General features: G+C 65.4%; 19 protein-coding genes. 7 read left to right on the top strand and 12 right to left on the bottom strand.

The window, feature by feature from the left end:
• The first annotated feature begins 1 nt into the window (after position 1).
• A complete protein-coding gene (locus tag ATCM_RS03985; RefSeq protein ID WP_132862963.1) occupies positions 2-412 on the top strand; it encodes a hypothetical protein in 411 nt (136 codons plus the stop codon).
• 775 nt (positions 413-1,187) lie between these two features.
• Here ATCM_RS03985 and ATCM_RS03980 read toward each other — a convergent pair.
• The 5 genes from ATCM_RS03980 to ATCM_RS03960 form a co-directional block, all read right to left on the bottom strand.
• Positions 1,188-2,633: an amidohydrolase gene (locus tag ATCM_RS03980; protein WP_132862962.1), complete on the bottom strand. Its 1,446-nt coding sequence runs from the start codon at positions 2,631-2,633 to the stop codon at positions 1,188-1,190.
• Positions 2,634-2,650: 17 nt separating this feature from the next.
• On the bottom strand, positions 2,651-4,465 hold the full coding sequence (locus ATCM_RS03975; RefSeq protein WP_165931116.1) for an amidohydrolase family protein: 1,815 nt from the start codon (positions 4,463-4,465) through the stop codon (positions 2,651-2,653).
• A gap of 13 nt (positions 4,466-4,478) precedes the next feature.
• Complete coding sequence (locus ATCM_RS03970; RefSeq protein WP_132862961.1) at positions 4,479-5,483, bottom strand: FecR domain-containing protein; 1,005 nt, start codon at positions 5,481-5,483, stop codon at positions 4,479-4,481.
• Positions 5,467-6,054 (bottom strand): RNA polymerase sigma factor, encoded by a 588-nt coding sequence (locus tag ATCM_RS03965; RefSeq protein ID WP_132862960.1) that lies wholly within the window; start codon positions 6,052-6,054, stop codon positions 5,467-5,469. The genes ATCM_RS03970 and ATCM_RS03965 overlap by 17 nt, the downstream gene beginning before the upstream one ends.
• 61 nt (positions 6,055-6,115) lie before the next feature.
• Positions 6,116-9,475 (bottom strand): TonB-dependent receptor, encoded by a 3,360-nt coding sequence (locus tag ATCM_RS03960; protein ID WP_132862959.1) that lies wholly within the window; start codon positions 9,473-9,475, stop codon positions 6,116-6,118.
• 191 nt (positions 9,476-9,666) lie between these two features.
• On the opposite strand from ATCM_RS03960, the gene ATCM_RS03955 reads away from it, so the two are divergent.
• The 4 genes from ATCM_RS03955 to dxs all read left to right on the top strand — a co-directional run bounded on the left by ATCM_RS03955 (position 9,667) and on the right by dxs (position 14,918).
• Positions 9,667-10,143 (top strand): LEA type 2 family protein, encoded by a 477-nt coding sequence (locus ATCM_RS03955; RefSeq protein WP_132862958.1) that lies wholly within the window; start codon positions 9,667-9,669, stop codon positions 10,141-10,143.
• A 37-nt stretch (positions 10,144-10,180) separates the two neighbouring features.
• On the top strand, positions 10,181-11,971 hold the full coding sequence (locus tag ATCM_RS03950) for an acyl-CoA dehydrogenase C-terminal domain-containing protein (RefSeq protein ID WP_132862957.1): 1,791 nt from the start codon (positions 10,181-10,183) through the stop codon (positions 11,969-11,971).
• A gap of 217 nt (positions 11,972-12,188) precedes the next feature.
• Positions 12,189-12,854 carry an HNH endonuclease gene (locus tag ATCM_RS03945; RefSeq protein ID WP_132862956.1) on the top strand — a complete coding sequence of 222 codons (666 nt, stop codon included), beginning with the start codon at positions 12,189-12,191 and terminating at the stop codon, positions 12,852-12,854.
• Between the two features lie 153 nt (positions 12,855-13,007).
• Positions 13,008-14,918, top strand: a complete 1,911-nt coding sequence (dxs, locus tag ATCM_RS03940; protein ID WP_132862955.1) for a 1-deoxy-D-xylulose-5-phosphate synthase — start codon at positions 13,008-13,010, stop codon at positions 14,916-14,918.
• Between the two features lie 211 nt (positions 14,919-15,129).
• On the opposite strand, the gene ATCM_RS03935 is transcribed toward dxs, so the two are convergent.
• From ATCM_RS03935 to ATCM_RS03925, 3 genes are all read right to left on the bottom strand, one after another.
• Positions 15,130-15,399 carry a DUF333 domain-containing protein gene (locus tag ATCM_RS03935; RefSeq protein WP_132862954.1) on the bottom strand — a complete coding sequence of 90 codons (270 nt, stop codon included), beginning with the start codon at positions 15,397-15,399 and terminating at the stop codon, positions 15,130-15,132.
• A 627-nt stretch (positions 15,400-16,026) separates the two neighbouring features.
• A complete protein-coding gene (locus tag ATCM_RS03930) occupies positions 16,027-17,061 on the bottom strand; it encodes a hypothetical protein (protein ID WP_132862953.1) in 1,035 nt (344 codons plus the stop codon).
• A gap of 197 nt (positions 17,062-17,258) precedes the next feature.
• Entirely contained in the window at positions 17,259-17,615 is a 357-nt protein-coding gene (locus tag ATCM_RS03925) for a hypothetical protein (RefSeq protein WP_132862952.1), read from the bottom strand.
• 264 nt (positions 17,616-17,879) lie between these two features.
• Here ATCM_RS03925 and ATCM_RS03920 point away from each other — a divergent pair, with 264 nt between their 5' ends.
• Together ATCM_RS03920 and ATCM_RS03915 are read left to right on the top strand one after the other, a co-directional pair.
• On the top strand, positions 17,880-18,215 hold the full coding sequence (locus tag ATCM_RS03920) for an HNH endonuclease (protein ID WP_132862951.1): 336 nt from the start codon (positions 17,880-17,882) through the stop codon (positions 18,213-18,215).
• 187 nt (positions 18,216-18,402) lie between these two features.
• Positions 18,403-18,723 carry a hypothetical protein gene (locus tag ATCM_RS03915; RefSeq protein ID WP_132862950.1) on the top strand — a complete coding sequence of 107 codons (321 nt, stop codon included), beginning with the start codon at positions 18,403-18,405 and terminating at the stop codon, positions 18,721-18,723.
• A gap of 64 nt (positions 18,724-18,787) precedes the next feature.
• Here ATCM_RS03915 and ATCM_RS03910 read toward each other — a convergent pair whose 3' ends face one another.
• The 4 genes from ATCM_RS03910 to ATCM_RS03895 are packed head-to-tail and all read right to left on the bottom strand — an operon-like array spanning position 18,788 to position 21,655.
• Positions 18,788-20,257 carry a tail fiber domain-containing protein gene (locus ATCM_RS03910; protein WP_132862949.1) on the bottom strand — a complete coding sequence of 490 codons (1,470 nt, stop codon included), beginning with the start codon at positions 20,255-20,257 and terminating at the stop codon, positions 18,788-18,790.
• A complete protein-coding gene (locus tag ATCM_RS03905) occupies positions 20,257-20,823 on the bottom strand; it encodes a hypothetical protein (RefSeq protein ID WP_132862948.1) in 567 nt (188 codons plus the stop codon). The genes ATCM_RS03910 and ATCM_RS03905 overlap by 1 nt, the downstream gene beginning before the upstream one ends.
• Positions 20,820-21,170, bottom strand: coding sequence for a hypothetical protein (locus tag ATCM_RS03900; RefSeq protein ID WP_132862947.1), 351 nt, complete (start codon positions 21,168-21,170; stop codon positions 20,820-20,822). The genes ATCM_RS03905 and ATCM_RS03900 overlap by 4 nt, the downstream gene beginning before the upstream one ends.
• A complete protein-coding gene (locus ATCM_RS03895) occupies positions 21,170-21,655 on the bottom strand; it encodes a glycoside hydrolase family 104 protein (RefSeq protein WP_132862945.1) in 486 nt (161 codons plus the stop codon). The genes ATCM_RS03900 and ATCM_RS03895 overlap by 1 nt, the downstream gene beginning before the upstream one ends.
• Between the last annotated feature and the right edge of the window lie 34 nt (positions 21,656-21,689).

Here is a 21,689-nt window from a genome sequence, read left to right as displayed (position 1 = left end):
TATGCATTTTTTAACGAATGGAAAGCTCGTTGTTTTTCTTCTATTGCTAGTTTTTGCATTGGAGTGCAGAGCTAATGAGTTCGCTGAAAAGAACCTGGACGAAAAAGTTGCCCATTCAGATTTGGTCGTCATCGGCACGATTAACGAACTAATCAGCTGCGGGTCTCGCATCGTCGGCGAGTGTTCGGCGCGAGCGATAACAGCGACGGTTGCAGTTTCAAATGTTCTGAAAGGTAGCGCTCCTTCGGAGCTTCTGTTCCGCTGCAGCGAACCTTTCGCCGAGGCGAGCCCTAGTGCTTGTCACCCCGGGACGAAATACTTGCTATTTCTTCGAATAGATGGGAACGGAATTTTTCATTCGGTGAATGGCTCGCATGGGGCCTATGAATTGACTAGTCCAACTGAAAACTGATTTAAAATAACAAGCATAAGTTCAGCGCCCTGAATTGCCCAAGGACTTGTAGCCCACTCGATCGTCGCACAGATGCTTAATGATCAAAGGGAAGCCTGCTTACCACCGGCTTCCCTTTGTGCGCCAAGTGGCCAACCTGCTGATCCACAAGGATACCCACTCACTCGCAAGACGCATGGCACATGCGACGCTCTGCGGTTCAAACGATCAACGAGACCAGCCCTTGCCAGTGAAGCTGGTCCTCGTCCTCATCCGCATTGATCCCGTATCGTAGAAGCCATCGTAAATGTCGGCTACTCACTCGCCCTCCCCGACCGCCTTACGCAAAACGCCCGCTGATGAGCGGGCGTTTGTTTAATCCTTGATCGGTGAGGTAGTTCCGGTTTTTTCCGGCCAGCTTGCGAACGCGACGCTCTCCCAGCTGAGCTACCGCCCCACGCGGTGCTCCGGATTCTACGCGCTGCCTGCGCGTTCGCCAAGGGGCGCGTCCATGACCACCGCCACCCAATCCGCCCCAAGCCCACCACGCTTGCCTGACGACGCACGCGTCTCTGCCTCGGGGCGTCGCCCGCACCATCGCTCAACGAACAACCGGGCCGTGCAACTCCACCACCAAGGCACCGCCATCGCGGTTCGATGAGAATCCGGGCGGCGGCCCGATGGAGGGATCGGGCCGCCGCCCATCGGAGTGACGGGCTACCCAGCAACATCACTCCGGCTGCAGCCTGCCAGCCCGGGAGTGAAGCACATGTCGGCGGCAGCTTACGGCGACAAGTCAGTCGCGCGTCGCGCGCCGGTAGTCCAGTGGCGGGGTGTCCCGCTCCAGCAACGGCAGGTACTGGAACCCGGTACCACGTCGCATATCGAATTCCTCGCGGGCCTTGCGCACGGTCTCCGGTGACTGCAGCAGTTGCACGGCCGCCAGCGCCATCACCTTGGCCGCATTCAATGCGCCCTTGTCACCAATGGACATGCCCGACGCGGCCACTGCCTGCCAGCTATGCGCCGGCGTGCCGGGCACCCAGGTCGCGGTGCTCAACCCGGCCGTGGGAACATTCCAGCTCACGTCACCGACGTCAGTGGAGGCACTGCCGGCCAGGTCGGCGCGGTAGGGCTGCAACTGCTGCGCGGTTTCCAGTGAAGGCTTCTTCTCCAGCGTCTGCTGCAGTTGCAGGGCGAACCGCTGTTCGGTCGCGTCGTAATGGACGCCCCCCACCTGCTGCAGCGCGGCCTGCATCACCTGCCCCAGCGTGTCGTTGGGCAGCAGCGAGAACACGCCGCCGGTCTGCTCGAAACTCACCGTGGTGCCGGTACCCATCGCCGCGCCCTCGGCGGCCTTGCGCAAGCGCGCGATCACATCGCGCACCACCGCCGGATCGGTGTGGCGCACGTAGTAATAGGCTTCGGCCGCGTCCGGCACCACGTTGGGAGCCGCGCCACCGTTGCTGATCACGTAGTGGATGCGCGTGCGGTCCGGCACGTGCTCGCGCATCAGGTTGGCCATGTAGTTGAACGCTTCCACGCCATCCAGCGCGGAGCGACCACGCTCCGGCGCGATGGCGGCATGCGCGGCAATGCCACTGAAACGGAACTTGCCGCTGATGTTGGCCAAGGTGGTGCCCTGCGCGGCGGAGTTGTCGGCCGACGGGTGCCAATGCAGCACCACGTCGACGTCATCGAACAGGCCGGCCTTGGTCATGTAGACCTTGCCCGACCCGCCCTCCTCCGCCGGCGTGCCATACAGCCGCACTTCGCCGTCGCGTCCGGTGGCCTCCAGCCACTGCGCGATGGCGCGCGCCGCGCCCACCGACGCCGCACCGAACAGGTTGTGCCCGCAGGCCTGGCCCGCGTCCTGGCCGGCAATGGCGCTGCGCACCGGCTCGGCGGCCTGGGCCATGCCCGGCAAGGCGTCCATTTCAGCCAACAGTGCAATCACCGGACCCTTGCCGCGCGTGCCGTAGGACGCCACGAACGCGGTGGGCATGCCGGCGACACCCGCCTTGACCTGGAAACCGGCCTCGCGCAGCTCTTGTTGCAACAATGCCGAGGAGGCGGTCTCCAGATACCCCAGCTCCGGCTGCTGCCACAGCGCATGCCCCACTTCGGCCTGGCGCTTGACGTAGGCATCGAGCGTGGCAAGGACATCCGACGTGGCCGCCCACGCCGCAGGTACGGGCAGCAGGCTGCACAAAAGGGCGACACGCAACAGGGAATGCTTCATCGGCAGGCACCGGTGCATCAGTAGAAAGTCACGTTGTCGATCTCGAACCAGACCTTGCTGCCCGGCGCACCACCGGCGGAGAACACCAGTTGCTGCAGGTCGTCCCCTTTCCACTGCGCGATGGGTGCAGTGGCGCGATAGGGTGGCTGGCCCTGCAGGGCACTGAATGGCACCTCGACCGTGCGCCATTGCGATTGGGCCTGCAACGGCGCGATGAAGCGGCGGTTGCCCAGCGCGCGTACTTCCAGCCGCAGCTCCGGCGCCGAACCGCGCAGCTCGAAGCGCACCCCCTGGTAGGCGCGCACGTCCACCGGCGCCACCGACCCACGGCTCAATGGCAGGATCGCCGCTGCGAATGCACTGTCCTTGCTGGACAGCTTGGCCTGCGTGGCCAGCGCATTGCCGCCGGTCTCGCGCGCCACCACTTCGGTGACCTGCACGGTACGGTCGTTGCCGCCATCGGCCTCGTCCACGCGCAGGGTATCCAACGCGGTACGGCCGTCGGCGCGCTCGAAGTCATCGATCAGTGCCGCCACCGGCTGCGCCGGCAATGCCAACGCCCGGTTGCCGGCAGGCAGAACGGCCCCCTTGCCGTGCACCTGGCGCCCGGCCACGTAGACCTGCTCGGTATTGCGGATGTCGCTGATGCGTTGCCACGGCTGGCCCTTGACCAGCAACAGGTCCGCGCGCTTGCCGACCTCGATGGTGCCACGATCGGCCACGCCCAGCGCCCGGGCGCTCCGGGCGGTGCCGGCCAGCAGCGCCTCGGCCGGCGTCAGGCCGGCATCCACCAGCAACTCCAGTTCACGCAGCGTGGAGACACCATGCGGCGTGCCGGTCATGCCGGCATCGGTCCCCACCACCACCGGGATGCCGGCGTCATGCAAGGTCTTGACGTTGTGCAGGGCATTGGCGAAGTTCTGCTCGCGCTGGCGCAGCACGTCCGGCTTGGCACCGGTACGGCCGCTGCCATCCACCCGCTCCGGCAGGTACACCGCCAGCGACGGCGCATAGGCGGTGCCATGCGTGCGCATCAGTTCAATCAGTTCCTGGTCGACCGGGCCGTCCTGCACGCTGTGCGCGATCACATCCACGCCGGCGCGTGCGGCGCTCTTGCCGCGCTTGACCATCACCGTATGGGTGAACACCTTCAGGCCGTTCTTGTGCGCCTCGTCGACCAGCGCAGCGAGGGTTTCCTCGTCCATGCTGCTGTTGTCGGCGGCATTGGAGTAGCGCCAGCCATCGGTGAAGGCCTTGATGAAATCGGGCTTGTAGGCGGCCACCGCGCGGACACCGGCGCGCGCGGACTCGGGGGAATTGACCCAGCGCGTGGTGTTCTCGTCGCCCCAGTCGGCACCGTGTCCCAGCGGCGTGCTCATGCGCGCGGCGAACTTCACGTCCGGCGCGGCGATCGAGGACAGCCACTGCCGGCGCGGTGCATACGCCTCCGGCGGTTCGTGGAAATCACTGACCGTGGTCACGCCTGCGGCCATGTACAGGTTGGCCACCTGCGGCAGCTCCGACGGCACCGCGTTCGGCGTCCAGTGCGTATGCAGGTCGAACAGCCCCGGCAACAACGCCTGACCACGCGCATTGACCGTGCGTGCCCCCTTGGGCGCCTGCAGCGCGTCGCCGATGGCGGCAATCCGCCCGTCCTCGACCAGCACGCTGGCCGGATACGCGGCCCGGCCGGTGCCGTCGAACACCATCGCGTCGCGGATCAGCAACGCCTGCGTCTCACTGGCCATGGCCACCACGGTCGCCTGGCCACTGCCCAGCAGCAACGCGGTCGCCAGCGCCAGCAGGCGGGCGCGTCGTTTCTCGTTATGCATGCTCAACCCCATTTCATTGCATGGACCGCGCCATGTGCGGCGCGGCGTCCGGCGAACGCAGGCGGACCTCGTTGCCCTGTTGTTCCACCACCAATCCCAGGCTCAGCGCCACGCTGCGCGCGAAGCCCAGCGGGTCACTGGCCGAGTACAGGCCGACGATGCGGCGGCTGCCCACCAGCGGGTCGTCGATGACGATGCGGGTGTCGCTGTAGCGCAGGAACTGCGCCGCCGCCACCGACAGCGTGTCGCCGTTGAACGACAACATGCCCTCGCGCCAGGCCAGCTGCTGCTGCAGGTCGTCACTGGGCACCGGTTCGATGCGGATCCCATGGCTGCGGTTGGCCAGCGCGCGGTAGTTGGCCACCAGCCGCGTCGGCGCGACCACACCCTGCACGTCGGTGACATCGACGATGCCTTCGCGCACCAGCACCTCCACCCCGCCGCTGCGGCGTTCGGTAAGGCTGACCGCGAAGCTCGTCCCCACCGCGGTCACGTCGGTCTCCTCGGCACGCACCACGAACGGACGCCCGGGGTTCTTGGCCACGTCGAATAACGCTTCGCCCTGCAGCAGGCGGATGTCGCGGCGGGTATCGCTGTAGCTCACCCGCACCTGTGAATCCGAATCCAGCGTGATCGCCGAGCCGTCCTGCAGCGGCACCCGCAGGATTTCGCCCTTGCGCGTGGCGTAGTACTCGGCGCCGTCGTCCTGGCGTTGCACGCCGATGGCCAGCACGCTGACCACCGCGGCCAACCCCACCGCCCAGCGCAGCATCCGCCGCGCCGGCCTGGCCGGCACGTTCGCGGTGAAGGCGCGGTCCATCGCACCGGCCGACAATGCCCGCGCGCGGTCGGTGCGCGCCAGCACCGCCTGTGCCCGCGCATAGGCGCCGAAATGGCGCGCGTCGGCCTCCAGCCAGGCATCAAGGCTGGCCGTCTCCTTCGCCGTCAGCGGCGCGCGGTCTTCCCGCGCCACCCATGCTGCGGCGATGTCATCAATCCCGTTAACGTCTGCGCGCATGCCATGTTTCTCCTGCGGCGGGCTGGTCCGTGCCCGTCTCCGTCCTGTCGCCGTCGCGCTTCATTGCATCCATCAATAGCCGAATGCCTTTGCAGATGTGTTTCTCCACCGTGTTCTCGCTGATCTGCATCCGCTGGGCGATCTCGCGCTGCGAATAGCCTTCCACCCGGCGCAGTACGAACGCCTCGCGGCATTTGGCCGGCAGGCTGTCGATCAACGCGCCGATCCGCGCCAGCTCCTGCCGCGAGGAGGCGGTGCGCTCGGGGCTGGCTTCCTCGGGCAATACCGCCACCCGGTCAATCTCGGCCACCGCTTCGATCGACACCACCTGCGCACGCCGCAGCTGCTGCAGCACCACCGATTGCGCCACCGTGTAGACGTACGCGCGCGGCTGGCGCACGTGCGTCACATCGGCCATCGCCGCCAGGATCGCGTAGGTCTCCTGGATCACGTCGTCCACGTCCTGGCGCACCGACAACCGTCGCTGCAGCCAGTCACGCAGGCCGGGCTCGTGCGGCAGCACGTGCTCGGCCAACCACAAGGCACGCTGTCTTGCCTGCGTTGCGCTCATTGCTTCTCCAGCAGGTCGTCCGGCCACTGCCGGACGCCCGCACCTGCCACGACGGCCTTCATCAGAACGCCTTGCTGACGTTGACGTACCAGTAGCGCGGATACGCCTGGTACACCGCCGAGGAATAGCCGTAGGCATCATCGGACACCGGCGGGCGCTTGTTGGCCAGGTTGTTGGCACCGACCTTCACCGCCAACCCGTTGAGCCAGCCTTCGCGCTCGAACTCGTACTTGACGAAGGCATTGGCCAACGTCTGCGACTTCACCGTCCACGGGGTGCCGTCGGCCAGGGTCAGGCCATTCTCCACGTAGGAACTGGAGTAACGCGCGGTGGCACCCACCGACAGCTGCTGGTAACGCCAGGTCAGCGTGCCGGCCCACTTCCATTCCGGGTTGCCGCCGTTGCCGATCAGGTCGCCACCGCCGGTGATGCGGATCGACGGGTCGACCAGGCCGGTGGCCTTGGCGTCTTCCAGCGCCTGCAACGCCGGCGAACGCTGGCGGTAGAACTCGATCAGGTGGGTGCCGGTGACCGACAGGTCGAAACGACCGATGCGGGTTTCCGGTGAGTTCCAGCTGAAGTTGTAGTCCACGCCACGCAGGGTCTGCGGCTCCAGGTTGACGTACTGGTCGGTGACGTACAGCACCTTGCCCGCGGCAGCCAGGCCGGTACCGGCGAAGCGCGCGATGTCGTCGGCGGTCGGGTCGGCACGCACCACGGCGGCATTGCTGCCGCCCTGCTGGCGCAGGATGTAGTCCAAGATCAGTGCGTTGCCTTCGCCGAACAGGCCGATGATGCCTTCCTGCTCGTATTTGTAGTAATCCACCGCGAAGGTGAAGCGGCCGTAGTCCTCCGGGATGAAGCGCGGCTGGAACACGATGCCGGCACTGGTGTTGGTGGAGGTTTCCGGCTTGAGGTCCGGGTTGCCCGAGCGGCGTGCGGTGGTGGAATAGGTGTAGCCGCCGCAGCCGTTGATCGATGCCTGCGCACCGGTGCGCACGTCGGCCTCGCACTGGATGTAGTCGGTGCGGTTGTTCGAACGGCTCACCACCGTGGCATTGATTTGCTCCAGGTTCGGGGCGCGGAAGCCCTTGGCCCAGGAGCCGCGCAGGGTCAGCCCGTCGAACATCTGCCAGCCCAGCGCCAGCTTGGGCTTGGCGACGTTGCCAAAGTCGTTGTAACGCTCGGCGCGGCCGGCAACCTGCAGGTCCAGCGAACGCACCAGCGGCACGTTCATCTCCGGCGAGACCAGCGGCACCGACAGCTCGGCGAACAGGCCGGCCACGGTACGCGAGCCATAGGTGTCCGGGGTCGGGCTGACACCGTACATGTCGCTCGGGTAGGCAACGCCGGTGATCATGTCGGTGAAGGTCACCGAGCCATCGACGCGCGCGTCGCGGTCATCGCGCTGGGTTTCGTGACGGATCTCGAAACCGGCGGCCATGCCGACATCGCCGGCCCAGGTCTTGAACAGGTCGGGGCGCGAGACCTTGAAGTCCCACAGGAACAGCTCGGTCTGGCTCTGCCGCTTGGCCTTGTAGAAGAACTGGTCCAGCTTGTCCCAGTCGTTGCAGCCACCGCAGAACGGGTTGTAGGCCGAGGCGGTCGGGTTGGCCAGCGCCTGCTGGAACAGCGACATGCTCACCGCATCCTGGGTGTCCTTGACCTTGGCCTTGGAGTACAGCGCCGCGCTTTCCCAGTCAAAGCCGTAATGGAAGCCACGCAGGCCGGCCAGCGCGCGCACCTGGGTGTTATTGACCTCGATGCGGGTCGGTCGCTCGAAGCGGTAGCTGGTGATCGTCACCGGCACGCCATCCGGGCCGATGTTCAACCCCTGAAGGCGGTTCGGGTTGAGCGAGCCATCGGGCAGGTACATCGCCCCGAACGGGTTCCAGTAGTTGCTGGCGGCCACGGTCATCGGCAAGGCGGTGATGGTGTTCACGCCGCTCTGCAGGCTGTAGGCACGCGAGTCGTACAGGCCGGCTTCGCTGAAGAACGAAATGCCGTTCTCGAAATCATGCTTGCCGGTGACGAACAGATTCAGCCGGCGCACGTCCGGGGTGATCGACAGCGGGTACTGCGACTGCTGGTTGTCGCGCAGGTTGGCATCGGCGCCGGAGGTCGCCTTGCTGCCGGACTGCACGCACAGCCCGTCGCCGATGGTCGCCGCACAGCCGCTGTTGGCGGTCGGCTGCACGTGGAAGGCACCGGCCGCCGTGGTCAACCAGGTGCCATTGCGCGAGATGCGCGGGCCGCTGGCGGTGAAGTTGCCCCACGGACTGTTGGTGTTGCGGTTGTCCACCCCGGCCAGGCCTTCGAACGGCGTGCCGGCGAAGTCATCGGCCCGGTTGCCGTTCCTGGTCCAGCCCTGGTCCAGCGAGTTCAGGCCGGTGGTGTTGTAGTAGTTGAAGGCGATGGTGATGTTGGAACGCAGGTCCTCGGAGTTCTTGCCCCACATGCCGTTGACGCCGACATCGCTCAGGTTGGTGCCTTCGCCGAAGCCCTTCTGCACGCTGATGGTGCCGCCGTCCATATCGTCGCGCAGCACGTTGTTGACCACGCCGGCCACCGCGTCGGTGCCGTAGATGGCGGCCGCACCGTCCAGCAGCACTTCCACCCGGCGCAGGTTGGACACCGGCACCGCGTTGGCGTTGTAGGTCAGCACCGGCACCAGGTTGCCGTCGGCCTGGCTCATCGGGTGCACCACGGTGCGGCGGCCGTTGATCAGCAGCAGCGTGTTGCCCACGCCCAAGCCGCGCAGGTTGACCGAGGCGATGTCACCACGCGCGTAGTTGGAGCTGTTGCCGCCGTTGGTACCACTGAAGGAGACATCACCCATCTGCGGGATCGAGCGGTACAGGTCGTCACCGGAGACCGCGCCGGTGGCCTCGATCTGTTCGGTCTGCAGCGTGGCCACCGGCAGGATGGCAGCCGACTTGCTGCCCTTGATCTGGCTGCCGACCACGGTGATCTGGTCCAGCGTGTTCACGTTCGCATTGGATTGCGCCGGCTCGGCTTCGGCGGCGACCGGCTCGACCTGGCTCGACTGCGCCATCGACATCGCGCCCAAGCCCCCCAGCGACGCCAGCATCGGCGTGGCCGCGCGCAGGGTGATCGTGCGGCCATCATCGGAGGCCACGGTCAATCCCGTACCGTCGAGCAGGCGGTTCAAGGCCTGCCGGGTATCCATCTGCCCCTTCAGTTCCCCCACCGCGATGCGCCCCTGTTTGCCTGAATGGGCCGGGGCGATGATCTGGATGCCCGCCTGGCGGGCGAATTCGGGCAGTACGTCCTCGATGTTGCCGGCATCGATATCGAATTGCGGTGGCGCGGCGAACGCCGGGGAAGCGGCACACAGCACCGCCAGAGTCAGACCGCCGCGGATTGCGCTGGCCAGCGGCAACAACTTGAATGAACGCATGAATGAACCCCCAGAAAGTGACGCGGAAGACGGCAGCCGTCAGGCCCCTGCATGTGTTGATGCACCAGGAGCCGGGTTCCGCCATCCCCCCGCCGCGATTGTCGCCCGTGTTTGCCACCCCGTGCCCTGCGCACGCTGCCATACGCCGTAGTATCCTTCGGGACATCTTTAGGACTGGAGGACCGCGCGGCATGCGTTTTCGCCCTACATTCGCCCTGATCACCGTGGCCGCGCTGGCGCTTGCCGCCTGCAGCGGCGGCCCGGTCAAGCGCGTTTCCGAACCTGCCGCCAGCATCCAGCAGCTTACCGTCGGCAACGACGGCAACTGGGACGTCGAGCTGCGCCTGCGCAACTACAGCTCCATGCCGATGCGCTTTGACGCGGTGTCGCTGGCGATGAAGGTTGGTGATGAAGCCGCCGGCACGCTCAGCACGCAACCGGGCGTATCGATCGGCCCGGAGTCGGCCGACGTGGTCAAGGTGCGCCTGCAACCGTCTTCGGCGGCACGCATCGTCGTGGCCGATTCGCTGGCCGGCGGTCGCTCCCTGTTCTATGAACTGGAAGGCACCATCAGCGCCACCCCGGAAGAAAAGAAACAGCGCAGCTTCGACGTCAAATCGCGCAACAGCCTCAACCAGGCACCGGGTCTGCCCGGCGTCCTGCGTTGACCCCCACCCGCTTCCTGCATCGTTCGAGACCGTTCTGATGAGCAACTACAAAGCCCCTGTTACCGATCTTCGCTTCGCCCTGCACGACGTGCTCAAGGCCGAATCCCTGTTCGCCGCGATGGGCCTGGAAGACGCCAGCGCCGACGTCATCGACGCCGTGCTGGAGGAGGCCGGCCGCTTCAGCGCCAGCGTGCTGGCCCCGCTCAACGCGGTCGGCGACCAGACCGGCTGCAAGCTGGACAAGGCCACCGGCGAGGTCACCACCGCCCCCGGCTTCAAGGAGGCCTACGCACAGTTCGTCGAGGGCGGCTGGACCGGCCTGACCGCGGCAGCGGAGTTCGGCGGCCAGGGCATGCCGGAGACACTGGGCATGGCATTGAGCGAAATGGTGTCCTCGGCCAACCTGGCGTGGAGCCTGTTCCCGATGCTGTCGCACGGTGCGGTCGAAGCCCTCAAGCATTACGGCGAGGACTGGCAGAAGGAAGCCTTCCTCAAGCCGCTGGTGGCCGGCCACTGGACCGGCACCATGTGCCTGACCGAACCGCATGCCGGCACCGACCTGGGCCTGCTCAAGACCCGCGCCGAGCCCAATGCCGACGGCAGCTACTCGATCACCGGCACCAAGATCTTCATCACCGCCGGCGAGCACGACCTGAGCGAGAACATCGTCCACCTGGTGCTGGCCAAGCTGCCCGACGCCCCTCCGGGCCCGAAGGGTATCTCGCTGTTCGTCACCCCCAAGTACAAGGTCGACCGCGACGGCAACAAGGGCGAGCGCAACGCCCTGCGCTGCGGCGCGCTGGAGCACAAGATGGGCATCCACGGCTCGTCCACCTGCGTGATGAACTTCGACGGCGCCCAGGGCTACCTGGTCGGCCAGCCGCACAAGGGCTTGCAGGCGATGTTCGTGATGATGAACTCCGCCCGCCTCGGCGTCGGCGTGCAGGGCCTGGCGCAGTCCGAGCGCGCCTACCAGGGCGCGCTGGCCTATGCCCGTGAGCGCCTGCAGTCGCGTGCGCCCAAGGGCCCGTTGCTGGCCGACAAGCCGGCCGACCCGATCATCGCCCAGCCCGACGTGCGCCGCATGCTGCTCACCACCAAGGCGCTGACCGAAGGTGGCCGCCTGCTCGCCGCGCACGCCTACACGCAGCTCGATGCCGCCCAGAACGGCAGCGACGACAAGGCACGTGCCGACGCCGACACGCTGGTCAGCTTCCTCACCCCGATCGTCAAGGCCTGCCTGACCGAATGGAGCATCGAGGCCACCTACAACGGCCAGCAGGTGTTCGGCGGCCACGGCTACATCGCCGAGCACGGCATGGAGCAGTACGCCCGCGACGCCCGCATCACCACGCTGTATGAAGGCACCACCGGCATCCAGGCGCTGGACCTGATCGGCCGCAAGACCGCCGTTTCGCAGGGCGCCGGCCTGAAGCTGTTCCTGGCCGAGGTCGAGCAGTTCATCGCCGACAACGCCAACAACCCGGCCGTGGCCGAGTTCCTGCCGGTACTGGGCGCCAAGGCCAAGGAATGGAGCAAGCTGACCGTCAGCGTGTTGCAGCGCGCCGCCACCAACCCGGAAGAACTGGGCGCGGCCAGCTGGGACTACCTGTTCTACAGCGGCTACGTCGCCCTGGCCTACTGGTGGGCCCGCGCCGTCGCCGCCGCCCAGGTGTCCGGCCATACCGACAGCTTCAAGCAGGCCAAGCTGGAAACCGCGCGTTTCTACTACGCCCGCGTCCTGCCGCGTACCCTGACCCATGCCGCCAGCATGGAAGCCGGCGCCGACCCGTTGATGGCGATGGATTCGGCACGCTTCGGCGACTAAACCCAACGCCCCGACAAACCAAAGCCCCTCTCCCGCAAGCGGGGGAGGGGTTGGGGAGAGGGCAACTTCTATCGCAGCAAGCCCAAAGCCCCTCTCCCGCAAGCGGGAGAGGGGTTGGGGCGAGGGCCGCTTCTATCGCAGGTTGAAGAAGCACACGCCCCGGAACCGCCCCGTCTTTACACAAACTGTCACGCTTCGTGTATAAGCTGTTTTCCCGATGGAGACAGACACTACACCGCGTAGTCTGATCGATACCGGAGCCGACCTTTCCGCTCCGACAGCCGGGTTTTCACTTCCCCCCTCCTTCCACCGCCTCGGTACCGTGCGATTGCTGTCGCTCGATGCGCACGGACGCGTGCTGGACTGGATCACCTGGCAGGACGCCGCCTGCCTCTACGCCCGCGACGCGGTGGCCTGGACGCTCGGCGACCCCTGCCTGCACGTGCACGGGGCGACCAACCGCGACAGTGGCCAGCGCAGCGGCCTGGACCTGCACCCGATCATCGCCTCGCGCGGCCATGCCCGCTCGCGCGCCATCGACCCGACGCCAAACCTGACCAACCCGGCGCTGTTCGCGCGCGACGCGCACCTGTGCCTGTACTGCGGCCAGCAGTTCAGCCGCCCGCAACTCACCCGCGACCACGTGCTGCCGGTCTCCAAGGGGGGGCTGGACACCTGGGAGAACGTCGTCACCGCCTGCTTCCACTGCAATTCGCGCAAGAGCAACCGCACCCCGCAGCAGGCGAACATGCCGTTGCTGGCCGTGCCCTACCGGCCCAGCTGGATCGAACACCTGATCCTGTCCAACCGCAACATCCTGGCCGACCAGATGGCCTTCCTGAAGGCGCAACTGCCCAAGAAGGCCCTGCAGCGCAGCGCCTGAACCGCCCCGGACACCGCATTCGGCATCGACAGTCTGAACAGGTACTTCAGATTGCTGGCAAACCTCGTCATTTCACGCTCACAATTGTTGCGGTTTGCTTGCCCCACCCCCTTTTGGCGGCGAAAATACCGTTTCGATTGAAACGCCACGAAAATGATCGACTCTGCCTCCTATCCGCGCCTGTCGCGCATCCAGACTCCCGATGACCTGCGCAGGTTCGACGAAAGCGAACTGGTCGCGGTCGCCGAAGAACTGCGTGCCTACCTGATCGAGTCGGTAGGCAAGAGCGGGGGTCATTTCGCGGCCGGCCTGGGCGTGATCGAACTGACCGTCGCCCTGCATTACCTGTTCAACACGCCGGTGGACCAGCTGGTGTGGGACGTGGGCCACCAGACCTACCCGCACAAGATCCTCACCGGCCGCCGCGACACCATCCACACGGTCAAGCAGAAGGACGGCGTGGCGCCGTTCCCCAAGCGCGAGGAAAGCGAGTACGACACCTTCGGCGTCGGCCACTCCTCCACCTCCATCTCCGCCGCGCTGGGCATGGCCATCGCGCGCCAGCGCCAGGGCGACACCCGCAAGGCCGTGGCCGTGATCGGCGATGGCGCGATGACCGCCGGCATGGCCTTCGAGGCGCTGGCGCACGCCGGCGGCATGGATGACGAGCCGAACGTGCTGGTCATCCTCAACGACAACAACATGTCCATCTCCGAAGCGGTGGGTGGGCTGACCAAGATGCTCGGCCGCGCCACCGCCAGCCGCACGCTCAACGCGCTGCGCGAAGGGGGCAAGAAGATCCTCGGCGACAAGCGCAACAGCCCGCCGGCGCGCTTCGTCAAGCGCTGGGAGGAACAGTGGAAGGGCATGTTCGTGCCGTCCACCGCCTTCGAGCAGATGGGCTTCCACTACACCGGCCCGATCGACGGCCACGACCTGCCGCTGCTGCTGTCCACCCTGGCCCGCCTGAAGGACGCCAAGGGGCCGCAGCTGCTGCACATCATGACCACCAAGGGCAAGGGCTACGAGCCGGCCGAGGACGACCAGATCGGCTACCACGCCGTCGGCCCGTTCGACCCCAGCAAGGGCCTGCCCGCCAAGGGCGCGCCGAAGAAGCCGACCTACACCGACATCTTCAGCGACTGGCTGTGTGATGCCGCCGCCGCCGAACCGCTGTTGATGGGCATCACCCCGGCGATGCGCGAAGGCTCGGGCCTGGTGCGCTTCAGCAAGGAGTACCCGGAGCGCTACTTCGACGTGGCCATCGCCGAGCAGCACGCGGTCACGCTGGCGGCCGGCATGGCGACCCAGGGCGCCAAGCCGGTCGTTGCCATCTACTCCACCTTCCTGCAGCGTGCCTACGACCAGCTGGTCCATGACGTCGCCATCCAAGACCTGGACGTGCTGTTCGCCATTGACCGTGCCGGCGTCGTCGGCCCCGACGGTGCCACGCATGCCGGCAACCTCGACCTGAGCTTCATGCGCTGCGTGCCGAACATGCTGATCATGGCCCCGGGCGACGAAGCCGAATGCCGGCAGATGCTCAGCACCGGCCTGCAGTACAAGGGGCCAGCCGCGGTGCGCTACCCGCGCGGCACCGGCCCCGGCGCCGCCATCGGCAACGACCTGTCGACGCTGGAGATCGGCAAGGCGCAGTTGCGCCACGCCGGCAGCCGCATCGCCCTGCTCGCCTTCGGCGCCACCGTGCCGGCGGCCGAACAGGTCGGCCGCGAGCTGGGCCTGTCCGTGGTCAACATGCGCTTCATCAAGCCGCTGGACAAGGCGATGCTGCTGGAACTGGCCCGCACCCACGACGGCTTCGTCACCATCGAGGACAACGTGGTCGCCGGCGGCGCCGGCTCGGGTGTCTCCGAACTGCTCAATGCCGAAGCAGTGACGATGCCGATGCTGCACCTGGGCCTGCCCGACGGCTACCAGCACCACGCCAGCCGCGAAGACCTGCTGGCCGAAGCCGGCATTGATGCCAGCGGCATCCGCGCCGCCCTGCTCAAGCGCTGGCCCAAGCTGAAAGACACCGCGGCGCCACTCAGCGCGGCGAGCTGAAAAAAGCCCCGCATCGCGGGGCTTTTCTTTTGAGCGGCTTGCGCACGGGCAAACGCCCTTCAGCCGGAATCAGGTCAGCCACGCCCTGCATTCCCACACCGGGATTTCATCCACGCCGACCAACCGGCTGCGCCGCAGAAGAAAGCCAGCCGCCCCACGCAGGCCCGGATGAATTCCCAGCACCCGGGACGGCGGCGCGCCGCCGTCCCACTCAGTCCTTGCCCGCCGGATTGTCCCGCCGGAACAGCTCCCACTCCTCGACCTGGGTGCCGTCCGGCAAATGGCAGATCCCGTACTCGCCGCCTTCGCTGTTCTTCCTGATCTCGACCTTGCCCCCCTTGTCGACGCAATGCACCGAGGCCGGATTGGCCATGCCCACGCGTGGCACCTCCGCCGTACCGCGTGTGCCCTCGCCTGCCGCGCAGGCCGACAGCGCCCCGGCGATGACCAGGATGGCAATGCAATGGATCCCTCGTTTCATGTCAACTCCCCAGAAGGCTGCAGGCCGGACTGCCCGCTCGGCGCAGGCTAGCAAAGCTGGTGTGCACAACGAAAAAAGGCCCGCACCACGTGCGAGCCCTTGATCTTGATTGCAGTAATTGGTCGGGACGGCCGGATTCGAACCGACGACCCTCTGCCCCCCAGGCATCGGCGCTGATCCGCCTAAGCTACTCATATATATAAGGAACTGGCCCTCTGCATACAGGCACGAAAGCCCGATTTCCTACCTACACGGATCAATAGGTTACAGGTCGATAGGGTGCATGCCCTCATCGTCTCATCCGCTGATCCGGCCCGGGCGCATCATCCCTGCCATGGCCAGACCCGCCCTCCCCGCCGCCTGCCACTGGGCAGGCAGGGAGGGGTTCAACGGGTAAAGAAAAACCCCGCCGAAGCGGGGTTCATTCGTCAGGCTGGTTCCGGCGACTTACGTTTCGGTGACCCCGTTAGCACGAAGCGACCGTTTTTAACTTTGACCTCGTAAGTCTTCGTCTTGATCGATCCTTCGTTCTTCTCGTTGTTGCGCAACGAACCCGAGCGCTCATCGGCCCGGGCAGAACGAACCTTTTTCGCAGTGAATCGCTGCGATCCGCTGTTCATGACGAGACTAGAAATCATGGCTGTATCCCGTGTGGAGATGCTGTAGTTGAGGCTCGTTCAAAAGCCTGAACCCTTCGCCGCGCTTGAGAACGCCAATATGGGTCCTGCCGCCGACTGTCGGGATTCCGCGGGCGAATCGTTGCATGCCCGACTGGGTATTGACAAGAAGCTCGACCAGTTCGACTGCGTACTGGGTGGAAAGGTTCCCGAAGTCGATGTCTGCCTGCTGTGAATCCCAGGGCAGGGTGGGCTCAGTTTGTTCAGTTATGTCAAGGCGCAGACCCTCCGGCAGCGCAATCCCGGCCTCAGCCAGGGCAGCGGACATCTCGTCCAGCACGGATAGGCGCTGCGCAACGATGGCCTCCGCCACCTGCCTTGTGGCGGTGTACATGAGGCTTTGATCGACGCCTCTCGTCAACCGTTCAACGTAGTTGGCCATTCCACCCCAGCAGATTCCGGAATGATCTCCGTCAGGAAACTGCTCCTGCAAGGATCGTGCCTGAACATCGATTTTGAACACCTTGCCGTGGTCATCGTCCTTGCCATAGCCAGCGATGATGAACTGGATAGTCGGGAGGAATGCCCGCTGAGTCTCATCCACATCGCCGAACTGGGCGTCCCAGAGATCGCAAAAATAGTCGTAGAAGGCCGTGGCCACATCCTCCACGTTGTCGTACTGCTCGTTCTTGTGCAGGCGACGAAATCGCTTGGCCTGCTCGGCGATGGTTACCCCGCCCAAGATTGCCAACCCGGCCGTTACTGCCCCAACTGAAGTCCCACCATCGTCATTGTTGCCCGAGTCGTAGACGCAGAACATCTTGCTGACGCCGCCAAAAACAGTCGTCGCGACCTGGGAAACTTGTCGATGATCAAGTGCAATTACAAAGTTGCCGTTGGCATCCCTGATCATTTCGCCATTGGCGTCCCGCGCAAAGTCAGTTCCCGGGGCGAATGGGAAAATAACGCTGTCCACCATACTGGACAGACTGTCGCAGCCAAGAACGATGCTGTCGTAAGTGGCCAATGCAATATTGATCGTCAAGGCGCCCTCCTTGGGCTCACTGTTACGCGGACAGCGGCCAAAGAGGTCCGAAGGCAATGTAATGCCCAGCCGCAGCCCCCCATGCCGCTCTTCCGGATACTGCCAGTACGCTTGCGCGCCGGCAACGCTCCGATCCGTCCCAGAGGCGCCCCGCCCCGGCCGGTGCTACGACCCTCCTGCCCAACCGGGCAATCCACCTACCTGTCCAGAGGCAGGCCAGCGGCCGCCCTGCTCGCTGGATGCTGGGCCACGTGCTCTTGAATCCACTCCAGCTTCCGTGCGACCTTCTCCCGCAGCTCAGCCTCGTGCCGCAGCACCCACCGCTCCCCGCCGTGCCGGCCGGAGTTGAAGTCCGTGCAGCTGCGCAAGATCAGCGGGGCGTGGATGCCGTCTTCGAGGTGCAGGCGGGCGGTCCACTGGCCATGCACGCCGTCGAGCATCGACACGAGGATTTCTCCGTGCAGCGTGAGGGCCGTCGGCAGGGTGTCGAAGCTGGTGCGTGGCCCCCAAACGAACTCGGGTGCCAGGTCGGGGTGTCGGGTGTAGGTGGTCATGGCCGGAGAGGATAGGCACGGCCGTCTCACGGGCTCGGACTGCCACCAACTTCTCGCATGCCTACACCCCCCCCTTGACGATGGCCGTGGCCGTCTGGTTACTATTTGCCTGCGCCTAAAACGAGTGGCGCAGTAACGCAGATGGAGTCGGAGGGTTCACCCCACTTCTGCGAATGCCCCCGACGGATTCCCGCGGACAGGCCTCCTGCAATCCACCTACGGGGTGCGCAGGACTCTTAAATTTCCCTTTAAGAGTTCTCCGCCATGTCATCAAAGACAATAGCGAAGCGCCGCGCTGTGGCGTTCGCAAATCAATCGGGCAATTGCTTCTATTGCGGGCAGCTCATGTGGCTCAACAAGCCGAAGCAATTTGCGCGGAAGCTCCGGATTAGCAGCAAGAAAGCCGCGATGCGCCAATGCACCGCCGAGCACCTTCAGGCACGGGGCGACGGCGGCTCGAACGATCAATCAAACATCGCTGCGGCCTGCCTCTACTGCAACCAGCAGCGCCATCGATCCGCGAAGCCCATGGCCGCGAGTGCGTATCGCCAGCGTGTCGAACGCGAATGCGCAAAGGGCAGCTGGCCCACCCTCAACTAAGCGGCGATTCTGTGCTCGTAGAACGGGTGCCGCTTGTCGTCGAATATTTCGTGGAGCGCCAGGCTGACTGAAAAGTTGCGCTACAGTGACCGCGTGCAGATACGCAAAGCAGGGGCAGTGCATGGAAGCCCAAGAAAGTCGACCTCTTCAACCCGAACTCTCCACCCTACTTGCTCTCTTGGAGCTAATGGACGAAGTGATCGAGCTGGCTCAATCAAGTCATCATCACCACATAGAACAGGACGTCGAGCTCAGCCGAGCTCGATGGGTGCTGCTGCGCTATCTAGCCAAACTACGATTTTCCCCGACCACGAGGTCGGCGGAGGAACAACGCCGCTGCAACATGGCGTTCTATGCCCCCACTATCGAGACGGTGTTCAGTTCAACACACATCCCGCCATCGGCAAGGCCCGCACAAGCGATCAATGCTCTTGTTGAGCCGAGAGGGCTAGTGATTCGTGCAATCCAACAGATCAGAGCGATGACAGGCGACCAACCGAGCGCCTGATCGCAGCCAGGCTGGTGCACATGGGGGTGCAGCCCGAGGCGTCGCTGCACGGCAAGGTCTGAGGCTACAGGCCGGCGGCAGCCAGCCGCTGCAACAGGTCCTCGATCTTGGCGGCCATGGCTTGCTCGCCCGCCTGCCGAGCGGCTCGTTCCCCAGCAATAATGAATGCCAGCAGCTCGTCCATGCGGAAGCTGTACCGATCACCGGCCGGGCGGGCCTCCTGCACGATCTCTCCGTCTTCACCTACTACCTCCAGCAGCTCCGGCCATTGGTCATAGCAGATGAAGCCATAGGCGAACGGGTCGAGGCCATGGCTCTGCATGATCTCGATGGCCCGCTGGACGGTCATGCCGATGTGCTGGCGGGCTGCCGAACCTTTGGCCTCGATCATCGCAAGCCACTGATAGGCCCCGATCTCTCTCCCCAACTCGACAGCGGCAGCCAGCTCAGCAGGGGTGAACGGACGTACTGACGTCTTCTCGCGTGCGTCGGAGGTGTTGATTGTGCCGTTTGCTGCGAACAGCTCAGACCATCTGAATGATGCCGTCCCAAGCTGCTGGGAGTTATCCAGCCCAGGGGCCATAGTCCCAGTGGCGCGAACCAGGGTGAATGCTCGTGCGATCACATTCCCTGCGTCGTCGTAGCGCTGGATTACGAAATCCGACCCTGCATTGCTCCCAGTCTCTGGCTCATTACCTCCGAACAGCATGGCCCAACGATTGACTCCGACAGACCGGCCAAGGAGCGTATTGAATCCATTGGAAACACCCTTGTCGAGGATGAAGTTGACGTTGAATCCTATGTCACCTTTTACGATGAACTGGGAAGCGACACCCGGCTCCGTGACTGTTTTCCGGCCTGAAATCGTTTCAGCGCCGGCCTTGTGGACGACCGACAAATCGTCTGCCTTGGATGCAGGTGCTATCGCCGCCCATGCCGTCAGGTTCGAGGACGCCGGCTGGGCTCCGACGTCGGACGGTCCAAGGACAACATCCCCCGTGTGGGCATTGACCGACTGGACCGGCGCTGCCGCCGCCGCACGACCTGTCGTGAAGTAGAGATTGGTCGAGCCTTCTGGCAGGTCATCGGTCGTCGCAGCGCTGGTCCCAGCCAAGCGCCCGTAGCCGTCTCGCGCCGTCTTCTGCAGTGCCCCGCCGCCGGCGTTGTCCAGCTCAGCAAGGGCGACGGTGGGATCGCCGGCCACGCCGTCACCGTTCGTGACCGCAATGCCCTCGCCTTGCGCGATCGACCGCTGGTACCACTCGCCGTCGCCGCCGCGGGTGGTGAAGCCAGTGCCGGCCAGCTTGGCGAGCTTCTGGATGTTGGCCGGGATCTCGCGGATCAGCTTCCAGACCGTCGGGGCCAGACCGCCAGTCGAACCAGTGTCGGTCGACGGGTTGCGGATGTCAGACGGCTTGACCACCGTCCCGTCTGGCCAGCGCAGGTCCTTTCCGACGGTCGCTCCGGTGGCATCGCTGCCCAGGCGCACCACACGCCCGAGCTGGTCCTTCAACTTGACCTTTTGGCCGGCCATCAGCGCGCCGCCTCCACGGCGCATCCCCCTGCGATCACAGCGGTTCGGTCGGCCTGCCAGCTGTTCCACAACCAGTCGATCACCGCGGCGTCGGCGTCTGCTGCAGCAACAATTCGCGCCGCGCTGTTGAAGCGCCCTGCGGCACTGGCTTGGACGGCATCGGGGGCAGCAGCACCGGCGCCGGTTCCGGTCGCAGGACAGGACCACTGTGGCTGCAGCTGCACATCACCGCGGCGCAGAGCAGCAGCAAGATCACGTTCGGCACGTTTCGCATCGTCGAGGGCCTTCTGGTACTGGGTATCGGATTCGGCCCGGCTCTTGGCCAGGGCAGTGGACGCAGCCTTCGCCTTGGCCGCAACGGCGGCAGTTGAGTCGGCCAGGCGCTGCAGGGTAGTGGCGTGTGCGGCGTTGTCGGCTGCGCGTGCGGCAACCTCGGCCGCGTACTCGCCCTTCCAGTGGCCAGCGCCCCAGCGGTAGCCGAGCGCCACCAACAGCACGACCACCGACGCGATCAGGCCCCAGCGGATGAGGTTTGCGTAGGGGCGCAGCGGATCGAAGTTGATCATGGGGCCTCCGGCGGGATCACCGCGCCAACCTTGCGCATCGCCGATTCCAGCGTTTGCACCCGCATGCGAAGCCGATGGGCTTCTTCCTGGGTTTGCATCCGCAACGTGATCTCCTCCTCCAAGCGCTTCCGCAGCTGCTGGTGCCCCTCCTCGGTGATCTTCAACCGCTCGCCCATGGATGCGAGCCCTTCCCGGAGCTGATTCAACAGGTCGATGTTCGCGTCCGTCTCAGTGCGGTCCTTCTTCCGCGTCTTCAGGACGCCCCATATCTCGCGAACGGCCCACATGGCAAACAGGCCACCAGCGGCCCACCACGGGGCAGTTGCACCCGGCGCCGAGTCGATCATCAGGACACCTCCCCGCCGGCCTGGCGATAAACGTCCAGCAGCCGGTCCAGCTTCTGCTCGTGCTGGCCGTAGCCGGCACCCGGCAGGCTGGCCCAGATGTTCCGCACCTTGGCGATGGCATCGGCGATCTTGCCGGCCTGGATCAGCGGCAGCGCCCGGCGTTCCCGGATCTGCTGCAGCGCGATCAGGTCCTGGCTCAGCGGCGAGAAGTCGCGCAGGTTCAGCGTCTTGCGGTAGGCGTCGTAGTACCGGCGCAGGAGCTGGTACCGGCCCGCGGCCGTGGACTGTATGCCCAGCTTCGGCAGGTCGACCAGCACGCGCGGGTGGTCAGCATAGCTGCCGAACAGCTGCCCGCCGACGATCACGTCATAGCCGCGGTCGCGGGTCGGCTGCCGGCCGTTATCGGTACCCTCGGACCACGCCAGCATGTCCAGGAATGCCTGGACGTTACGGCCACCCGCTGCGGTTTCGGAAATTTCGGCCATCTCGATGCATGCCCCTGTTGGATGGGGGACATGC

Source organism: Stenotrophomonas sp. ATCM1_4, from assembly GCF_004348115.1.
GTDB lineage: Bacteria > Pseudomonadota > Gammaproteobacteria > Xanthomonadales > Xanthomonadaceae > Stenotrophomonas > Stenotrophomonas capsici.
The sequence above is the reverse complement of the archived record's forward strand: the minus strand, read 5'-3'. Positions and strand labels throughout refer to the sequence as shown.